Source organism: Neobacillus sp. WH10 (genome assembly GCF_030123405.1).
Lineage (GTDB): Bacteria > Bacillota > Bacilli > Bacillales > Cytobacillaceae > Neobacillus.
Window position 1 is genome coordinate 447346 of the sequence record NZ_CP126110.1, and the last position, 15380, is coordinate 462725.

The 15380-nt window shown below is 37.0% G+C and carries 15 protein-coding genes; 10 read left to right on the plus strand and 5 right to left on the minus strand.

What is annotated here, in order from left to right; genetic code table 11:
* The first annotated feature begins 144 nt into the window (after nucleotides 1–144).
* From QNH20_RS02260 to QNH20_RS02290, 7 genes are all read left to right on the plus strand, one after another.
* A complete protein-coding gene (locus QNH20_RS02260; RefSeq protein ID WP_283921317.1) occupies nucleotides 145–1020 on the plus strand; it encodes an ABC transporter ATP-binding protein in 876 nt (291 codons plus the stop codon).
* Nucleotides 1017–3143, plus strand: coding sequence for an ABC transporter permease (locus QNH20_RS02265; protein WP_283921318.1), 2127 nt, complete (start codon nucleotides 1017–1019; stop codon nucleotides 3141–3143). The genes QNH20_RS02260 and QNH20_RS02265 overlap by 4 nt, the downstream gene beginning before the upstream one ends.
* Nucleotides 3140–3823 carry a hypothetical protein gene (locus QNH20_RS02270; RefSeq protein ID WP_283921319.1) on the plus strand — a complete coding sequence of 228 codons (684 nt, stop codon included), beginning with the start codon at nucleotides 3140–3142 and terminating at the stop codon, nucleotides 3821–3823. Before QNH20_RS02265 ends, QNH20_RS02270 begins: the two co-directional genes overlap by 4 nt.
* A 15-nt stretch (nucleotides 3824–3838) precedes the next feature.
* The gene (locus QNH20_RS02275) at nucleotides 3839–4390 is read left to right on the plus strand and encodes an RNA polymerase sigma factor (protein WP_283921320.1); all 552 of its coding nucleotides are present in this window, start codon (nucleotides 3839–3841) and stop codon (nucleotides 4388–4390) included.
* The gene (locus QNH20_RS02280; RefSeq protein ID WP_283921321.1) at nucleotides 4383–5177 is read left to right on the plus strand and encodes a hypothetical protein; all 795 of its coding nucleotides are present in this window, start codon (nucleotides 4383–4385) and stop codon (nucleotides 5175–5177) included. The genes QNH20_RS02275 and QNH20_RS02280 overlap by 8 nt, the downstream gene beginning before the upstream one ends.
* The gene (locus QNH20_RS02285; RefSeq protein ID WP_283921322.1) at nucleotides 5174–5887 is read left to right on the plus strand and encodes an ATP-binding cassette domain-containing protein; all 714 of its coding nucleotides are present in this window, start codon (nucleotides 5174–5176) and stop codon (nucleotides 5885–5887) included. The genes QNH20_RS02280 and QNH20_RS02285 overlap by 4 nt, the downstream gene beginning before the upstream one ends.
* Before the next feature lie 508 nt (nucleotides 5888–6395).
* On the plus strand, nucleotides 6396–7235 hold the full coding sequence (locus QNH20_RS02290; protein WP_283921323.1) for a YitT family protein: 840 nt from the start codon (nucleotides 6396–6398) through the stop codon (nucleotides 7233–7235).
* Between the two features lie 350 nt (nucleotides 7236–7585).
* On the opposite strand, the gene QNH20_RS02295 is transcribed toward QNH20_RS02290, so the two are convergent.
* The 5 genes from QNH20_RS02295 to QNH20_RS02315 form a co-directional block, all read right to left on the minus strand.
* Complete coding sequence (locus tag QNH20_RS02295) at nucleotides 7586–7804, minus strand: DUF2997 domain-containing protein (RefSeq protein WP_283921324.1); 219 nt, start codon at nucleotides 7802–7804, stop codon at nucleotides 7586–7588.
* Between the two features lie 11 nt (nucleotides 7805–7815).
* On the minus strand, nucleotides 7816–9489 hold the full coding sequence (locus QNH20_RS02300; RefSeq protein ID WP_283921325.1) for an AAA family ATPase: 1674 nt from the start codon (nucleotides 9487–9489) through the stop codon (nucleotides 7816–7818).
* 83 nt (nucleotides 9490–9572) lie between these two features.
* Nucleotides 9573–10307, minus strand: a complete 735-nt coding sequence (locus tag QNH20_RS02305) for a ComEA family DNA-binding protein (RefSeq protein WP_283921326.1) — start codon at nucleotides 10305–10307, stop codon at nucleotides 9573–9575.
* 15 nt (nucleotides 10308–10322) lie between these two features.
* Nucleotides 10323–10775, minus strand: coding sequence for a DUF1257 domain-containing protein (locus QNH20_RS02310; protein ID WP_283921327.1), 453 nt, complete (start codon nucleotides 10773–10775; stop codon nucleotides 10323–10325).
* A 4-nt stretch (nucleotides 10776–10779) separates the two neighbouring features.
* Nucleotides 10780–11403 carry a 4Fe-4S single cluster domain-containing protein gene (locus tag QNH20_RS02315; protein WP_283921328.1) on the minus strand — a complete coding sequence of 208 codons (624 nt, stop codon included), beginning with the start codon at nucleotides 11401–11403 and terminating at the stop codon, nucleotides 10780–10782.
* Nucleotides 11404–12165: 762 nt separating this feature from the next.
* Between QNH20_RS02315 and QNH20_RS02320 the strand changes: the two genes are divergently transcribed.
* From QNH20_RS02320 to QNH20_RS02330, 3 genes are read left to right on the plus strand one after another with little or no spacing between them, the layout of a single operon-like run.
* A complete protein-coding gene (locus QNH20_RS02320; RefSeq protein WP_283921329.1) occupies nucleotides 12166–12819 on the plus strand; it encodes a hypothetical protein in 654 nt (217 codons plus the stop codon).
* Nucleotides 12820–12842: 23 nt separating this feature from the next.
* Nucleotides 12843–14876: a DUF6792 domain-containing protein gene (locus QNH20_RS02325; protein WP_283921330.1), complete on the plus strand. Its 2034-nt coding sequence runs from the start codon at nucleotides 12843–12845 to the stop codon at nucleotides 14874–14876.
* A 14-nt stretch (nucleotides 14877–14890) separates the two neighbouring features.
* Nucleotides 14891–15223, plus strand: coding sequence for a hypothetical protein (locus QNH20_RS02330; RefSeq protein ID WP_283921331.1), 333 nt, complete (start codon nucleotides 14891–14893; stop codon nucleotides 15221–15223).
* Nucleotides 15224–15380 lie beyond the last annotated feature (157 nt).

A 15380-nucleotide genomic window follows, 5' to 3' on the forward strand; every position in this document is an offset into this window, starting at 1 on the left:
TTTCTTTGGTTACGTTTTTGGAAACAAAAATTTTTAAAAGTGACATATCATTTTTGTGCGTTTAGAAAAATTATATTTTTTCTGAAACAATTTGATTCTTACGTACGTGAAAGGAGCAGAGGGTTTTTTAGGAGGAGAAAATAGGTGTTGACGATAAAAATAGAAGGTTTACAGAAAAGATATCGTAAATTTCAAGCTTTAAAGAATATTAATCTACATACGGAAACGGGTTTATTCGGGCTTCTCGGTCCGAATGGAGCAGGGAAATCTACTTTAATGAAAATTCTTAGTACAATCCTTCCGTTTGATGAAGGGAAAATAACTATTTACGATTATGATTTAGTGAAAGAAGGAGACAAGGTGCGTCAGCTGCTCGGTTATTTACCGCAGCATTTTAACGTGCCGACCCAATTTACGGGTAGGGAATTTCTTCATTATGTTGCATCCATGAAGGGTGTAACGAATCAGCAGGAAAGAAATCTACAGGTAGAGAAGTTGCTGGAGGAAGTCAACCTTGTTCAACAAGCAAATAAAAAGATAAAAGGCTACTCTGGGGGAATGAAGAGGCGGCTTGGAATCGCCCAGGCTTTACTTGGAAATCCGAAATTAATCATTCTCGATGAACCGACAGCAGGACTGGACCCTTCGGAAAGGATTCGGTTTCGAAATTTAATAGAAAAATTGAGTAAGGACCACTCTATTATTTTATCAACACATATCATTAGTGATATCGAATCCAGTTGTGAGAATGTTGCGGTCATTTATCAAGGTGAGGTCCTTTTCCAAGGATCCACCGAAGAATTAGCTAAGAAGGCAGTAAAAGCAGTTTGGGAGTTATCGGTGCCTTTTTCTGAATATGATCAAGTCGAAAAAGAATATGTCATTATTTCCAGTCGTAAAGAAAAGGATCGGGTTGTTTTTCGAATCATTTCAAAAGAAAAACCACAAGGTGAAGCAAGCCCCGTACAACCAACAATAGAGGACGGTTATATGGCAGTTATAAACGGGGTGATGCCATGAATGTAATGAAATCCATTTTTCGAAACGAAGGGCTGCTTTTACTACGAAATAAATTCTTGACCATTCCACTACTGGTAAATATATTGTGCTGGGGATATGTCATTATCTCTTATGAAATTCAGCCTATCCATTATGAAGAACGTGCTGCTGCATTTTATCAAAGTTTTATTTGGATACTGCTGCTGGATCTTCTCATTGTCGGCCTGATTGCCATTTATATGGCGAGTAAAGATCGGGAAAGTGATTTTGAACAATTAGTAGTAACGTACGATGTAAAGAACATGGAATGGATTATAGGAAAATGGCTGATCACCCAATTGTATGGTCTTTGTATCACTGTCATTACAATTGTCGTGCAGGCATTATGGCTTACGAGTGCGTCAATGAGGATAGGAGAGTGGTTTGAAAATATTGTTTACGTATTTATTCAAATGGAAGGAGCTTTTTTTCTTCTCATTTCCATTGGCTTTTTATTTGCGATATTGATTAAATCAATGTTTGCGTATCTTGTCATTCCAGCTATTTTAGTATTAAGTTTAATGTTTCCTTTTGATTATGTTGGAATAGCCAAAATATGGGATAATCCGAAATTTCACTTGTTTACTCCATTTGATTATATGTTTATTGGATCGCCGTATGAGGGAATATGGGGGATTCACCATGTGTTAAAAAGTTCAATTTTGCACCAAAGTGCTATTGTGTTGTTGGGAATCGCAGTGATTGTTGTAACTCTATTATTGTTCCGGCGCTATCGTATGAGAAATAAAGAAAAAAAGATGATACCTATTATTCTTACAGTCTTCATCATTCCTGCAATTGTGTTAAGTGGAATGCGTTTCATGCAATATGAACAAGCGCTTAAACAGTACGTTACAACGGGGCAACTATATGTAGAGTCGTTTCAAGGAGACGATGATGAATTATATAACAAATGGATGAATTCTTACTACGAATATAATAAAGATGATCAACCATATGAGTTTTCAATGAAAAAAACAAATTTAAGTATGGAACTTCAAGCAGATGATCAAATTAATGTTCAAAGTACCTTAACAATACAAAATAACGGTAATGAGGCAGTGAATGATGTATTTCTTACTTTATACCATGGGTTAAAGATAAAGGAATGTACGAGTGCAAAATCAGTTACTTGTTCACAAGATAAAGATTTTATAACACTTCACTTCGATCAAATGATTCAGCCGGGTGAAGAATTTGACTTAAACGTTCACTATCAAGGAAAAATTTTGCAATACCGTGATGATGGTTATATTGAACAAGCCTTTATAAAAAATCAGCGAATTTATCTCCCGAAAGAAGCGGGTTGGTATCCTTTGATCGGGAAGAGGCCTCTGGTGATTACTCGGGAGCATGATAACCTTTATGCCCAATTTGAATTAAGAAATGCCCGGCTTGTTGAGGATTTTCCTACAGAATTCACGGTTAATATTACGCGAGAAAAGCAAAAAGTTCCTCTTGCTTTAACAATTCCGGAGATTAGTGAAGATACGTTTCAAGGAACTTCTCAATACGGTCTATCTTTGTTGGGAGGGAACTTCAAGGAAGAGAAGGTTGGCCACATTCGAGTTGTCGCACATCCTGAAGTTATAAAAGGTGCGACAGAAGTAATTGAAAGATATCAAAAAGCATGGAGCTTTATGGAAGATTGGCTTGGAGTTCCGATGAGTCCTTCTGTTGTTTATATATTGAGTGATAACTATTATTATCTTACACAATATAGTGCAAATCACGATTTTTTTGTGCTGAATAGCGAGTATAAAGATGATTTTGAAATTGCATATGAACTAAAGAATGAATTAACCCAGGAAGCTATTTTCGATAATAATCAAGACTTTCATATTTTATCTGATGCAATGGTTTGGATGATTGCGAATCATTTGCAAGAACAAGTTAGTTTTGTGGAATGGTATAAATCGAACTGGAGGGTTGAAGGGGAGGATCTTACTGTTGTAAATTTGCTGCAAAGCTATGAGAAAAAAGGTTCTGAACAATTTAAATATGTTATAAAGTATCTTTTTCATTATTGGAAAGAACTTGAGAACAAGCAGGACTTTGACATGGAATCAGCATTAAAGCAATACGAAGGAGAATCAAGAAGATGAGAGGATTCTTGGTTAGACTTCGACTATTTTTAAAGCTATGGTTTTCATCGATATATTCGTTAATGACTATATTGCTAGTTCCAACTATCGGGATTATCATATACAGCTCTGGGACGTATGAGATAGATGATTTATCAAGCCTTATTTATGAAAAAACAGCAACAATATGGTTTGTATTTATCATTCAATGGTGTTTTTCGATTGATTTGGATTCGAAATTTTTCAATCAGCTTATTACGTATCCGGTCGTTAAATGGAAATTTCTATTGGAGAAGGCATTGTTTTCTGCAATTATTTTTTTCGGATTAACGAGTATCATCACAATTCCTTTAGTATTAATATATGGCGAATTTCTATGGCAAGGCTTCGTTTTTACAATTCCAGTGTACTTGGCTTTAGGAGGATTTGTCATTCTTGGAACGATGGTAGGAAACCATTCGCTAGGTGGATTGATAGCCGGGATTCTTTTTTGGATGATGATCCTATTTGGCGGGGCGTTGTTGCGTGAATTAAATGCGATTTTACTTATATATGGAAGTGTTCAACGTTTTGTGAGCGGAGAAAGTGGATTATTATTAGTGGAAAACCGCTGGATTATCTATAACCGATTGTTTTATATCGGACTAGGAGTATTATGTACTGTAGGAGCAATTATTAAAATCAATCGGAGGTCAGCTTGAAACGGAGGGATAGGGATGCAAGATGAAGAATATATGCGCCAATTGTCGCTTGGGATAGACACAGCTTTTGATACACTTGTTTTCCGCTATCATAAGCCTCTGTTTGGATATATATACCGATTATTGCACGATGAAAAATTGGCGGAAGACATTGTTCAAGAAACATTTTTGAAAATCTATCAGCAAGGACTTAAGGGGTTCGTTCCTGATCAATTTAAACCATGGATGTATAAAATCGCGACCAATACTTGTAAAGATTATTGGAGAAAGCCTACATCGCGTCTCGAATATGTGACAGATAAGGATATTGAAGAAAAAGGCAGGGTTCATCATATTATTGATCATCAGCTTGAACGCCAATGGATGGTAGAGTCATTGAATCAACTCTCACTTGATTATCGTACAGTTCTGTATTTACGTTTCTATCAAGGTTTGAAATACTCGGAAATAGCATTGGCATTGGATATTTCTATCAATACTGTTAAAACGCGAATTACGCGTGGGTTAAAGCAGCTTGAAAATATTCTAGTTACGGATGAGCGGAAAGGGGCTGAGGGAATTGAGTAAAGATCAAGAATTATCAAGGTTAGAAAAAGAATGGAAAACTTACTTTGATCGATTTACTGCCCCTGAACCAACGAGAGAAATGACCTTAGATCTGATTCAAAAGATAAAAAATATAGAGCAGGAGCAAAGTCCGGTTGATTTGCGCCTAGAGCTAGAAACGACACAAAATTCTCTTTCAACTAAATCAAAAATAGTGAATATGTTTTTATCACAATTGAATTTCTATGGAACGACAAGTTGGCTGTTAACTGGACTGCTTATGATTGCAATTACTTTTACTATTAGTGAAAATTCAGCTGATGCCATGACTGGATTTTCGAGCTGGATCAAGTGGATTACCCTTCTTGTCATTGGAGTGATTGGCTATTCGTTCCGTCCTAAAAATGAAGGAAATGAAATCATTGAATCGTTAAGTTATTATCCAGTGATTCAACAAATATTTACCCGATTTATGATTGTGATGGGATCCCAATTAGTTTTGACACTGCCATTAAGTCTTTTTGTTGTTGGAAAAGAAGGTACAATATTGTATTTGGTTAGTTCGTTTATACCGATTTTCTTTTTTGGAGTAATCGGTTTTGTTACGATATTTTGGTTAGGGCAAAAAATAGGGTTGTCGATTACACTGTTTATTTGGTTCAGCCAAGTGTTATTAAAGAATAAGCTATTGTTCCAAACACCTGGTGATGATTATTTTCTGACAGTGAATATGATTATTTTAGGAATTTCCATTCTTTTATTAAGCAGTGTTGTATTAAAGAGACGTTTTTCGGTGATCTGGAAATGAGAATAACATTAAATAATGTGGAACATTCGATGGAGGATACAACATGTTTAAGCAGTATTAGTTGTTCATTTACAAAAGGAATTACGTATGTTGTAGGAAAAAATGGAGCTGGAAAAAGTACGCTTTTGAAGCTGCTCACGACGTCGATTCAACCAGGACATGGGGAAATCAATTATACATTATTAGTCAGAGACGAGCAGATTGGGACGTACCGAAGAAAACTAGATATTGAAGAAATTAGGAGAATTATTGGTTTTCTCCCACAACATTTTACCGGTCATATGGATATGACTGTAGAAAGGTATGTAAAATATATTGCATATCATAAAGGGATTCCTCGGGAACTTGTAAAAAAGACTGTTGAACATTGGTTGAAAGAGAGCAATTTAACTCAAATAAAAAAGAGGAAGATTCGCCAACTTTCTGGAGGACAACGGCAAAAAGTTGGTTTAATCCAGGCACTCATAAATCTTCCGCGAATTTGTATTTTAGATGAGCCCTTTGAAGGCCTGGACATTGAGGAGCAGCTCTATTTTCAACGCGTTATTAGGCGGCTTTCTTATCATAGTATCATCATTATTAGCACCCATCTAGTCGACAAGATCCAGCAATCGAGCGAAGATAAATTACTTCACTTAAGCGAAGGGAAATTAGCTTACTTTGGAGGAATGGAGGCACTCGAAGCTGTGACTCAAGGGTTGCAGGAATAATAAACACCCTTTATAGCTCGGTATATCATCGTTTGTGTAAATTAATTCAAAAGTATAGAATCCAACATCTTAGGGGCGGCATGATGTAATAAAGACTAATAAACCCTAATATTTTGGGATTTATAAGCCTTCACTCAATCTAGAGTGTCCGAAAAAGTGACCGATATTATTTAATGAGATTTTTAGAGAGGTCTTTCATTAAGTCAGTGAACTTAATGGAGGCCTCTTTTTTAATGTCTATCTTCTCAACTATATGCTTCTTCAAGTAATACTGCTTTCATTTGTTCATCATTTTCTTATGAAATGTTAAGGAAATTGAAACACTATACCTAACATATCCTGGTTCTTCTAAGAAATGAACAACAGAAGCTTGATAATGTCTAGTAGATTAACACTCCTTAACTTTACTCCTAATAAATAACAGACTACTGTACGAGTTAAATGTTAAACGATATAATGATGAGAGTTTATGCCTGAGTAAATATTTTTATAAGCAGTGAGGTAGAGTATGAAAAAAACAACCACAGACATCATTTTTATTATTATTGGTGCCTTTCTTTTTGCGTTAGGTGTTAATTTATTTGTTATTCCGAACGAGTTTGGGGAAGGCGGGGTAACGGGTATCACAATTATTACCTACTATTTATTTGAGTGGTCACCAGGTTTAGTCAACTTAATTCTGAATGCATTTTTGTTAATTATTGGTTATAAATTTTTGAATAAGATAACAACGATTTATACGATTATTGCTGTAGTTTTTAATTCGCTTTTTCTTCATCTGACAGAAGGTTGGAATATTGCTTCTAATGAATTGATGGTAAATGCCATTTTTGGAGGAATATTTGTAGGGGTCGGGATTGGCCTAATCATTCGGGTTGGCGGAACAACAGCAGGTACTACCATTTTAGCAAGGATAACACATAAGTATTTAGGATGGAGCATTAGCTATGGTCTATTGTTTTTTGATTTAATAGTTGCTTTTTCATCTTATTTTATCATTGGTGCAGAAAAGCTGATGTTGACAATTATTATGCTATATGTCGGAACGAAAGTGATGGAATTTGTAATCGAAGGCTTGAATCCGAAGAAGGCAATTACCATTATTTCTGATAAACCGAATGACATTGCCGAACAGGTGACTACATCAATGGACAGGGGGGTAACCGTATACTCGGGTCATGGTTATTACACAAAAACCCCAAAGGAAATTCTTTATATTGTTATCAGTAAGCAAGAAGTAATAAAGTTGAAACGAATTGTTCAATCTACTGATCCGAATGCTTTCATCGCTATACACGATGTCCGTGATGTGTTCGGAGAAGGATTTATTGATATTTCTAAAGCATAATGAGAGGCTGTTTGATTTCACCACATATTTTTATAATTTATAAGTTGAGTTGAAGGTCTTTATTGAAAGCACTCTGTTGATTGGTGCGGAAGGCACGAAGACTCCTGCGGGAGTACGGGGCAGGGGAGACCCCGCAGGAGCGAAGCGATGAGGAAGCTCCCCCGACACGCCCGCGGAAAGCGAATTGCCTGGAGCGCCAATCAACAGACCTGTTTAAAAGCCTATACACCGATAATACTATACCAAATTAACGCGGTGGATTATTGAAGCAAGTGAATAAAATAAGAGGCTGCCGATAGTTATTCGACAGCCTGAGAAGTGCGTTAACACTTCTCCTGGTAACCGCTAAACTATTTATTAATATTTTTAAAAGAAATTTGTTCCGTTTGCTGCTGGCTAACTTGTTCTGTTTCATAAAATTCTTTTGTGTACTCCGCTTGGACGGCTTGGGCGTTAAGAAGGTTTTCAAGAATCATAATATAATCTGTACATTTTTCTCCTTTAATGCCCAATGTTTCTGCCTGAATGCGGCCGTCAGGCAAAATACGTATCTGAATTTTTTCTTCCATCTGCTCTCTCCTTAGAAATCAATCGTTCTTCCGCCCCGATTAAAACGAACATCATCGGTGTAATCCGGTGCTTGACCGTTGTCTGGGACCATAACAGTCTCCTTTATATACTCTTTCCGGTCTTCTTGGGGTGTGGCTGCAACAGCACGAACATTCGCCCACTCCCGAATTTGTCTTATTTGTTCAGCCTGGGTAACAGATAATGGAACGGTATTCGAAATCGCTCGTTCAAAATCTTCCAGACTAATCGAGCGATTTCCTGAATAGGCTTCAAATAAAGCATCAATGACTAGATGTTCAATCTCCGCTCCGACAAAGCCTTCGCATTGTTTCGCCAGACTTTCTAATACTTCATCGGTTAATTTGAAATAGCCCATTACTTCTGGATCCTTGATGCGCTTGTGGATGTGGACTTTCAGGATTTCTTTTCTTTCTCGGAGAGTCGGAAGATCCACAAAGAAGATTTCATCGAAGCGGCCCTTACGCATCAGTTCCGGCGGCAAACCAGAAATATTGTTGGCAGTCGCAATTACAAATACAGGACTCGTCTTTTCTTGCATCCATGTTAAAAACTGCCCGAAAATCCTGGAAGAGATCCCGCTGTCCCCGCCGTTTGAGATCCCGCTGAACCCCTTTTCAATTTCATCGATCCAAAGGATCGAAGGGGAAATGGCTTCTGCTGTTTTGATTGCCTTTCTCATGTTCTCTTCACTGCTACCGACGATGCCGCTGAAGATTTTCCCCATATCCAGCCGTAAAAGCGGGAGCTGCCACATGGAGCTAATCGATTTACTGATCAAACTTTTTCCGCACCCAGGGACGCCTGTAATCAAAACCCCTTTAGGTGCAGGTAGACCATATTTTCTTGCTGAGTCGAGCCAGGACTTATTTCGCTTGGCCAGCCAACGCTTCAGATTCTCCAGCCCGCCTACATCTTCTATTTTTAAATCGCTCGTAATGAATTCCAGAATACCGGTCTTTTTAATGATTTGTTCTTTCTCTTCTAGAATAATCTCTACATCATGGATGTCCAGCTTTCCGTCTTCTACCATCGCACGGGCAAAGGCATTTTCAGCTTCGGAGAGGGTCAAGCCTAAGGCGGCCTTAGCCAGCCGTTCCTTTTCTTCATTGGTTAAAGAGATTTGAATTCTTCCGCTTTGCTGATTGATTTGGATCATTTCATCAAGAACGGCTTGAATTTCGTTAAAGGACGGGAGATCAAAATCAACTATCGTGATATCCTTGTGCAGATCCTCGGGAATCATCAGAAAAGGAGAAGTAAAGATCACATTAATCGGACTTGGACTTTGCTTGATTTTCCCTAAGATATCCCGTAATTTACGAATAACCTGGAAATCCGGAAGTCTTCCCTGACCGCCAAAATACACATGGAAGTCTTGCAAGACCACGATACAGGGCCTATCATGTTTTTCAATAAACTCCAGCGCCTTTAAAGGCTGTTTGCAATCTCCCACTGTTTGCCTGCTGTGATCTTGTATCCCATTTGTCATTCTCCATGTGAATACTTCCCGCGGCGTTTTAATTAATTCCGTATCCTGGGCAACCGAACGGATCAGTGATAAAACACGGTCTTCCTCCCACGTTTGGATATATAAATACGGAAATCGAGCTTTTAATAGATTTGCTAACAACGTTCGTGTTCTTGCTTGCTTGCCTGTAGCCATACGCATCCTTCCTTTTTTCTCAATTAGTATGTAAAGAAAGTAAGCCAAAAATAATCCGGCTTACCATATTTCATAAAACTAGATTAGAAGTCTATCACTCTTCCAGAAGTAACTTGTTCTTTGTTGTTTTCGCCTTCTGAAAAAACGAGTCGCGGTTTTACTTTTTCAAACGTGTGCTCCTGTAACCCCATTATTTGGGCAAATTGTTCAAAGGATTGGAAACCGCCAATCTCCTGGCGTTTAACGACTGCTTTTTTGGCTAAAATGATTCCAATTTCAGGAATCGCAGCAATTTCCGCTTCAGGCGCTAAATTGATATTGATTTTTTTAACTTCTTTATGTTCCGTTACACCCGGTTGGATTTGCGGGATTACCTGAGAGCTGGTGTCAATTTCTGGCCGGTTATCTCTCTTAGGCTGAGGAGGCTGCGTTTGCAAACGATTAACGCCGCCAAATTTCGCTTCAGCTTCTTGTCTGAGCTTTGAAACTTCTTGATTAATTAATTCATTTTCATGAGATTTTAAGACATCTAACTGGACCAAATAAGCCGGACGAATTTTAAAGGCATGGACAATCGAAACAATCCAAAGGACAAGAGCAATGCCTGCCACTATATCTGGGTCGCTTAAAACTAGAACAAGAATAAAGACTGCTAAATAAATGAAACCATAAATTCTCCAACGTTGATTTTTTACTTTTATTCCCGTATATAAAAATGCGATAAAACTGGTCATACCAATAGGAGGAAACGTTAATAGAATCCACCAGCTATTCGCTAGCTCCCATGTCTTTCCTCTGTCTGTATAATTTTTTGCCAAATCATTCTCCCCCTTTTATCGATTTAAAATATAGGTAAGCTGGATTGAATGATCCTCTAACAAATCCTCATTCTCTAGAATCATTCCCTGTTGTTTTGCCTTTTCTACTAGATTCAGATAGACTTTTTGCTGCAGGTAATGGGTATAGGACGTTTCTACCTTTTCGATCCATTCTTGGAATGAGTTTTTGTCTGCAGATTTCGGTAAAACAAGCGAGTAACACCCCTCCTTGTTCATCATAAAAGACACTTCATTTTCATGAAGCTGTTGAAGTGAATCTAGTGCTCCTACTTCTCGAAACGAACAGCTCCACTCTTCCAGTGCTTGCTTTAAAAGAGACTCATCTTTCATTCGTGTATCGAGGATAGTGAAGTCTTTATTATTTTCTTCTGAAAAATTGGAGATGCCTTCCGCAATTTCTTTTGTTAAAGCAATAGCAAGAGGAATTAACACAATTTCAATGCTCATGAATTTACTCCTTCCTTACATAATCTAGTTCCAGCAACATATGTAAATCAATGGACTCTGCCATACCATTAGCAGATATACTTCCGTCAGGATGCAGCCGTATCTCGAGTTTATTCGGAATCAGTGGCAATGATGATTCCAGATGTTTATAAACATCCGTCAGAAATCGATAGTTTTGATTTTTCGATCCAATCCAAGGGCGGCTGAGATCATGTTGAGCCTGGATATAAGGACCGTCTATTAACAAATCCGTTTCTTTTAATAATCTGTGCCATTCTCGATTCGGCGATCTCAAGATCATTTCATATTCATAGCCGGTAAACGTAACAACTGATAAATTCATTTTTTTTATCTTCTGCGCCAGGATACTTAATTCCTTTGCCTGACTAAAAGGCTCGCCTCCTAAAAAAGTGACACCTTCAAGTTCAGTGGCTGTCTCTAAAGTATTTTTTATTTCCATTAAGATTTCGTCAATATCTTTTGTATAGCCTCCGTTGGAATCCCAGGTATGAGGATTAAAACACCCTTCACAACGTATCGGGCACCCTTGAACCCAAATAGAATACCTTAATCCCGGACCTTCTACTCTTGTTCTTTTTTCTATTCTTGAAATTCTTAGTGAAGGCAAATAGATAACCTCCTTAATAGGTGTGTAAATCATAATTATTAAAATAATAGACTGGTAATAAAGTCTGAAACCAAATATTTTTTTCTGAATACTCAGTTATATATTACCATAAAAATAATCCCGTTGAATCATGAACTAGTAAATATTTACACATAAAAAGAAGTAAATTCTTAGCCTTGAAGGACTCAGCATAACAGGAAAAGATTATTTGGCTTACAAATTACTTCAATTTTTCCATGTTATAACATGTCTTTCTAACTATATTTCTATCAGTAATTCAAATTGAGCAGATCCTATTTTCGGGCGAATAATAAAGATTAGGGATAGTATTTTATACATATATTGAAATAATTAACTAAGAGTGTAATTTTACTCCAAATAATTATTATTAAAGAATTAATAAGTTTATGTAAAAATAAGCCTAAAGAACTACAAAATTTAACATTTAGTAATTTCTTGAAATAAAAATCAAGAAATTATTATATCATCTACAATTATATGGATAAAAATACCTATATATTAATCTTGAATCCAAGGTGTTTATAGGGAAAAAACCACAGACAAAATTCGACAATTCTAATCCTTGATTTGACGGGATTAAAGAGCCATGGTAGTAAATAAATAGGATAAAAAAGTTTTAAAAAATTGTATGGTTTACTGGAATTAAAAGCTTTTTTGAATATAGTCGGAAATCCCTTGGTCACTCTTTCTTATTATCATCTGTTATAACGTTTTTACACATGAGTTGAAAGGAGCATACATTTGAAAAAAATACGAATGCTTAGTTCAGTAATGATGGTTATCTTGTTAGGGGGATGCGTAATGGGGCAGGGGCCGGTAAGCGAAAAAGATACAGGAAACAAAATACCAAATACAAGGGCATTTCAAGATGAATTTACAAGAGAATTTATAGAATCCCCTAAGGAAGTACAAGAAGGGTATTATCGATTTAAATCACGTACTGGGGGATACAGCATGCTGTATCCGAAAAACGCTGTGGTTTCCGATGCTGGGTATGAAAAAAATAAAGACTTCTTTGAAACCTTAAGTTTTGGTGAACAGGTTAAAGAAGAAAATCTCTCTTTTTACTATAAAATGACCTTTGAGGATCGAACGAAAACAAATGATATTGATATTAATCTTACTTTGCTGTCTGAATATGCTGGATATGAAGGTGAATATGAAACCTTCGAACATGATGGGAAAACGTATTATTATGCTAAGGATACTTCAACGGAAGATAAAGTAACGTATTACAGTTTTTTTAGTTACATAAAACCGAAAAACAGTGATAAGGCATTGAGTTTTTTTGTAGATAGTACTTGTACCAAACAAAGTAAGAAATGTAATTTAAAGCCGGAAGAACTTGAAGAAAAGTTTCTGTCCATGATGAAATCAGTAAATTTCTCAGAATAGCGTGGTATGAAGGAGATGTATGAATGGAAAAAAATGAAATCCTAAATACCGATATATTGAGGGCGAGAATCGCAGAGCTGGAATATGGAAAGACAGAAATGATATCAGCTGATTTAATTAGGAGAATCTATATTGAAGAGACTGGTAAAGATATTCCTGCTGAAATTACAGTTTATTACTCTAAAGATCTGAGTAAAACTAATGACCTTGGAAAAGATTCCGGTTTTGATGGAGCAATCATTCATTTTTATAACGCTGAACAAGGACTCAATCAGTCCTACACGATTACAAGAGGCAGTGAGAATAGGGAAGATGGCGGAAAAGGATTGCCGCATGATTGGATATATAATTCATTTGGCATTTTTGCAGGGAAAGTCCAAGATCAATATTTAGATGCAAGGTATTTTGATGAAGCAATTAGCAAAAAAATAAATGAGAAAGTTGATGCTGATATCAATAAAAGAAAAATGAAGGGGGAAGTTGTTAACAAAGTTGAATTAGAGAAATTCGGAATAGGACATTCTTTGGGTGGGAATTTAATCCAAATGCTGCAGTTAATGACTGGTTCCTACAAAAACGTATATGCAATAAATGATGCACCGCCAAGTGCTTATCAATTAGCTTTTACAGACAGAGAATTTAGAAGAAGTATTTCAAGACAATTTAATATCGATCCAGACACTGACAAGGAGCTATACTCCATCCCCCCCTCCCAACTAAAAGCCTTTGCCGAGGAATACTACAAAGAAAAGGGAAAGAATATCTACCATTTAACCGCAGAGGAGGATATGCTTTATGCAGTTTCGGGATTTAGGGGATTTTTGGATTTGGGAGACCGGAAGATTATTGATACAGATCCTGGCTTTGAGGGAATTCGCCCGGCATTAGGCAACATTTCTGATAAAGATTTACATAAGCTTCAAATATACTTGGCCTACCTTGCACCTTATTACTCAGAGAACGGCATGGATGGATTGCTGCGGGGAGCGACTGGAATAGATAAAGGGTTATTCACTTTAATAGACACAGTAGAACAAGAGTGGAAAGTGTTTATGCAAGGGCCTGATTGGAGGTTCCCGAGTATAAACATAAAATTTGGCGGTTTTCCTTTTCCTCAAACTTCCATGGATATACCCGTGCCTTTTCCCATTCCTCATATGCCGAAAGGATTGTTTATTGCTCTGGGGGAGCTAAACCTTCGAGTTTTGGAAATTAAGACAAAGCTTTCAAATCTTACAAAGAACCTTCCTGCTCTTTTTAGTATCCTCGCAGATACAGCTATCGTTATGAAGGATGAGATTATGTCCTACTTAAAAGAAATTAAGGGGCATTTGAAAAATATACTAAAGTCTATTGGAAGTTTAGGGGGAGTCATCTTAAAAGATGTTATTACTCCAATGGACAGCAGGTATGGAGAATATTATGCAGGTCTAATGAATATTGCAGCTACTCTTAGATTCGAAATCGCTAATATTAAAGGAAAGATTAGAAAAATATTTGAAGTTCCTAACGGATTCGCTGAGGACTTCTCAAAAGCTGTTGAAGCTCATGGTGTAGGTCATGTAGCCAGTGCACTCGCCATGAAGGATGGAGTCCGCTATGAAGGAAATGATATGATTCGCTTTAAAACTGAATCAAACGGCCAAAAAATTGAGGTTAACCTATCTTCAGCTGTGAGAATTTATCAATTAGGCATGGATAAATATAGTGATAAAGAAAATGTGCTAACCCGCATGCGGGATATGTACCATCGTGAGTATGTAGAAGACTATCAAAATCGTAAAAACGAGCTTTTGTCCTCTATTAATCATATGGAATCGAATCCAAATGCTTATCAGCATTTGCTGCCTGCTGGAGATGTGGAAATGAGAGGGATAACGGTTCATGAATTAATCCGCCCGCTTGACACAGCATTGACAGAGACCTTTGAGGATGCTTTCCATTATTTCGATGAGGAGAAAAAGCGGGGAATCGCGATGCTTAAAAAAATCAGGTCTTCAATCGTAAAGTTGTTTCATGAGGATAAACGGATCTCGGCTATTTTCGATTTACGATAAAAGAGGTGGCTGCCATGGGGCAATTGAATCGCACATATCGCTTCAAACCCTTTGAAAATTTAAAATACAAATCGGCTTTGTTTAAACATCAGCTTGAAGAAATGGGTCTATTGGACTATGAAATGGTGATGAGCATTGAGAAAGAACTAGCGTCAGGTTCGGGAAGAATCGTTGAAGAAAGCCTCAAAGCCCTTTTACAAAATCATAGGGAAAACGAATCCATTATTAACGGGTACATTTCTCAAATGGATCTAGTGGCAGACCGGTATAGCCAGAACATCAATGATATAAAAGAACAGAGCATCACCATCTATTATGAAGAGGTGGAAGTATCCGCTCCTAAATAAATATCTGCCGTTTAGAACTGTGTAAAAAGTACTATAAAAAGAGTTTTATAGTATTTAATCAGGGGAGTTTATAGGTATAATTAACTGTTTTAATATTTTTTTAAATACCCAATTGACCTTTCCGTGGTGTATTTTTACAATAATAGTAGCTATTTCC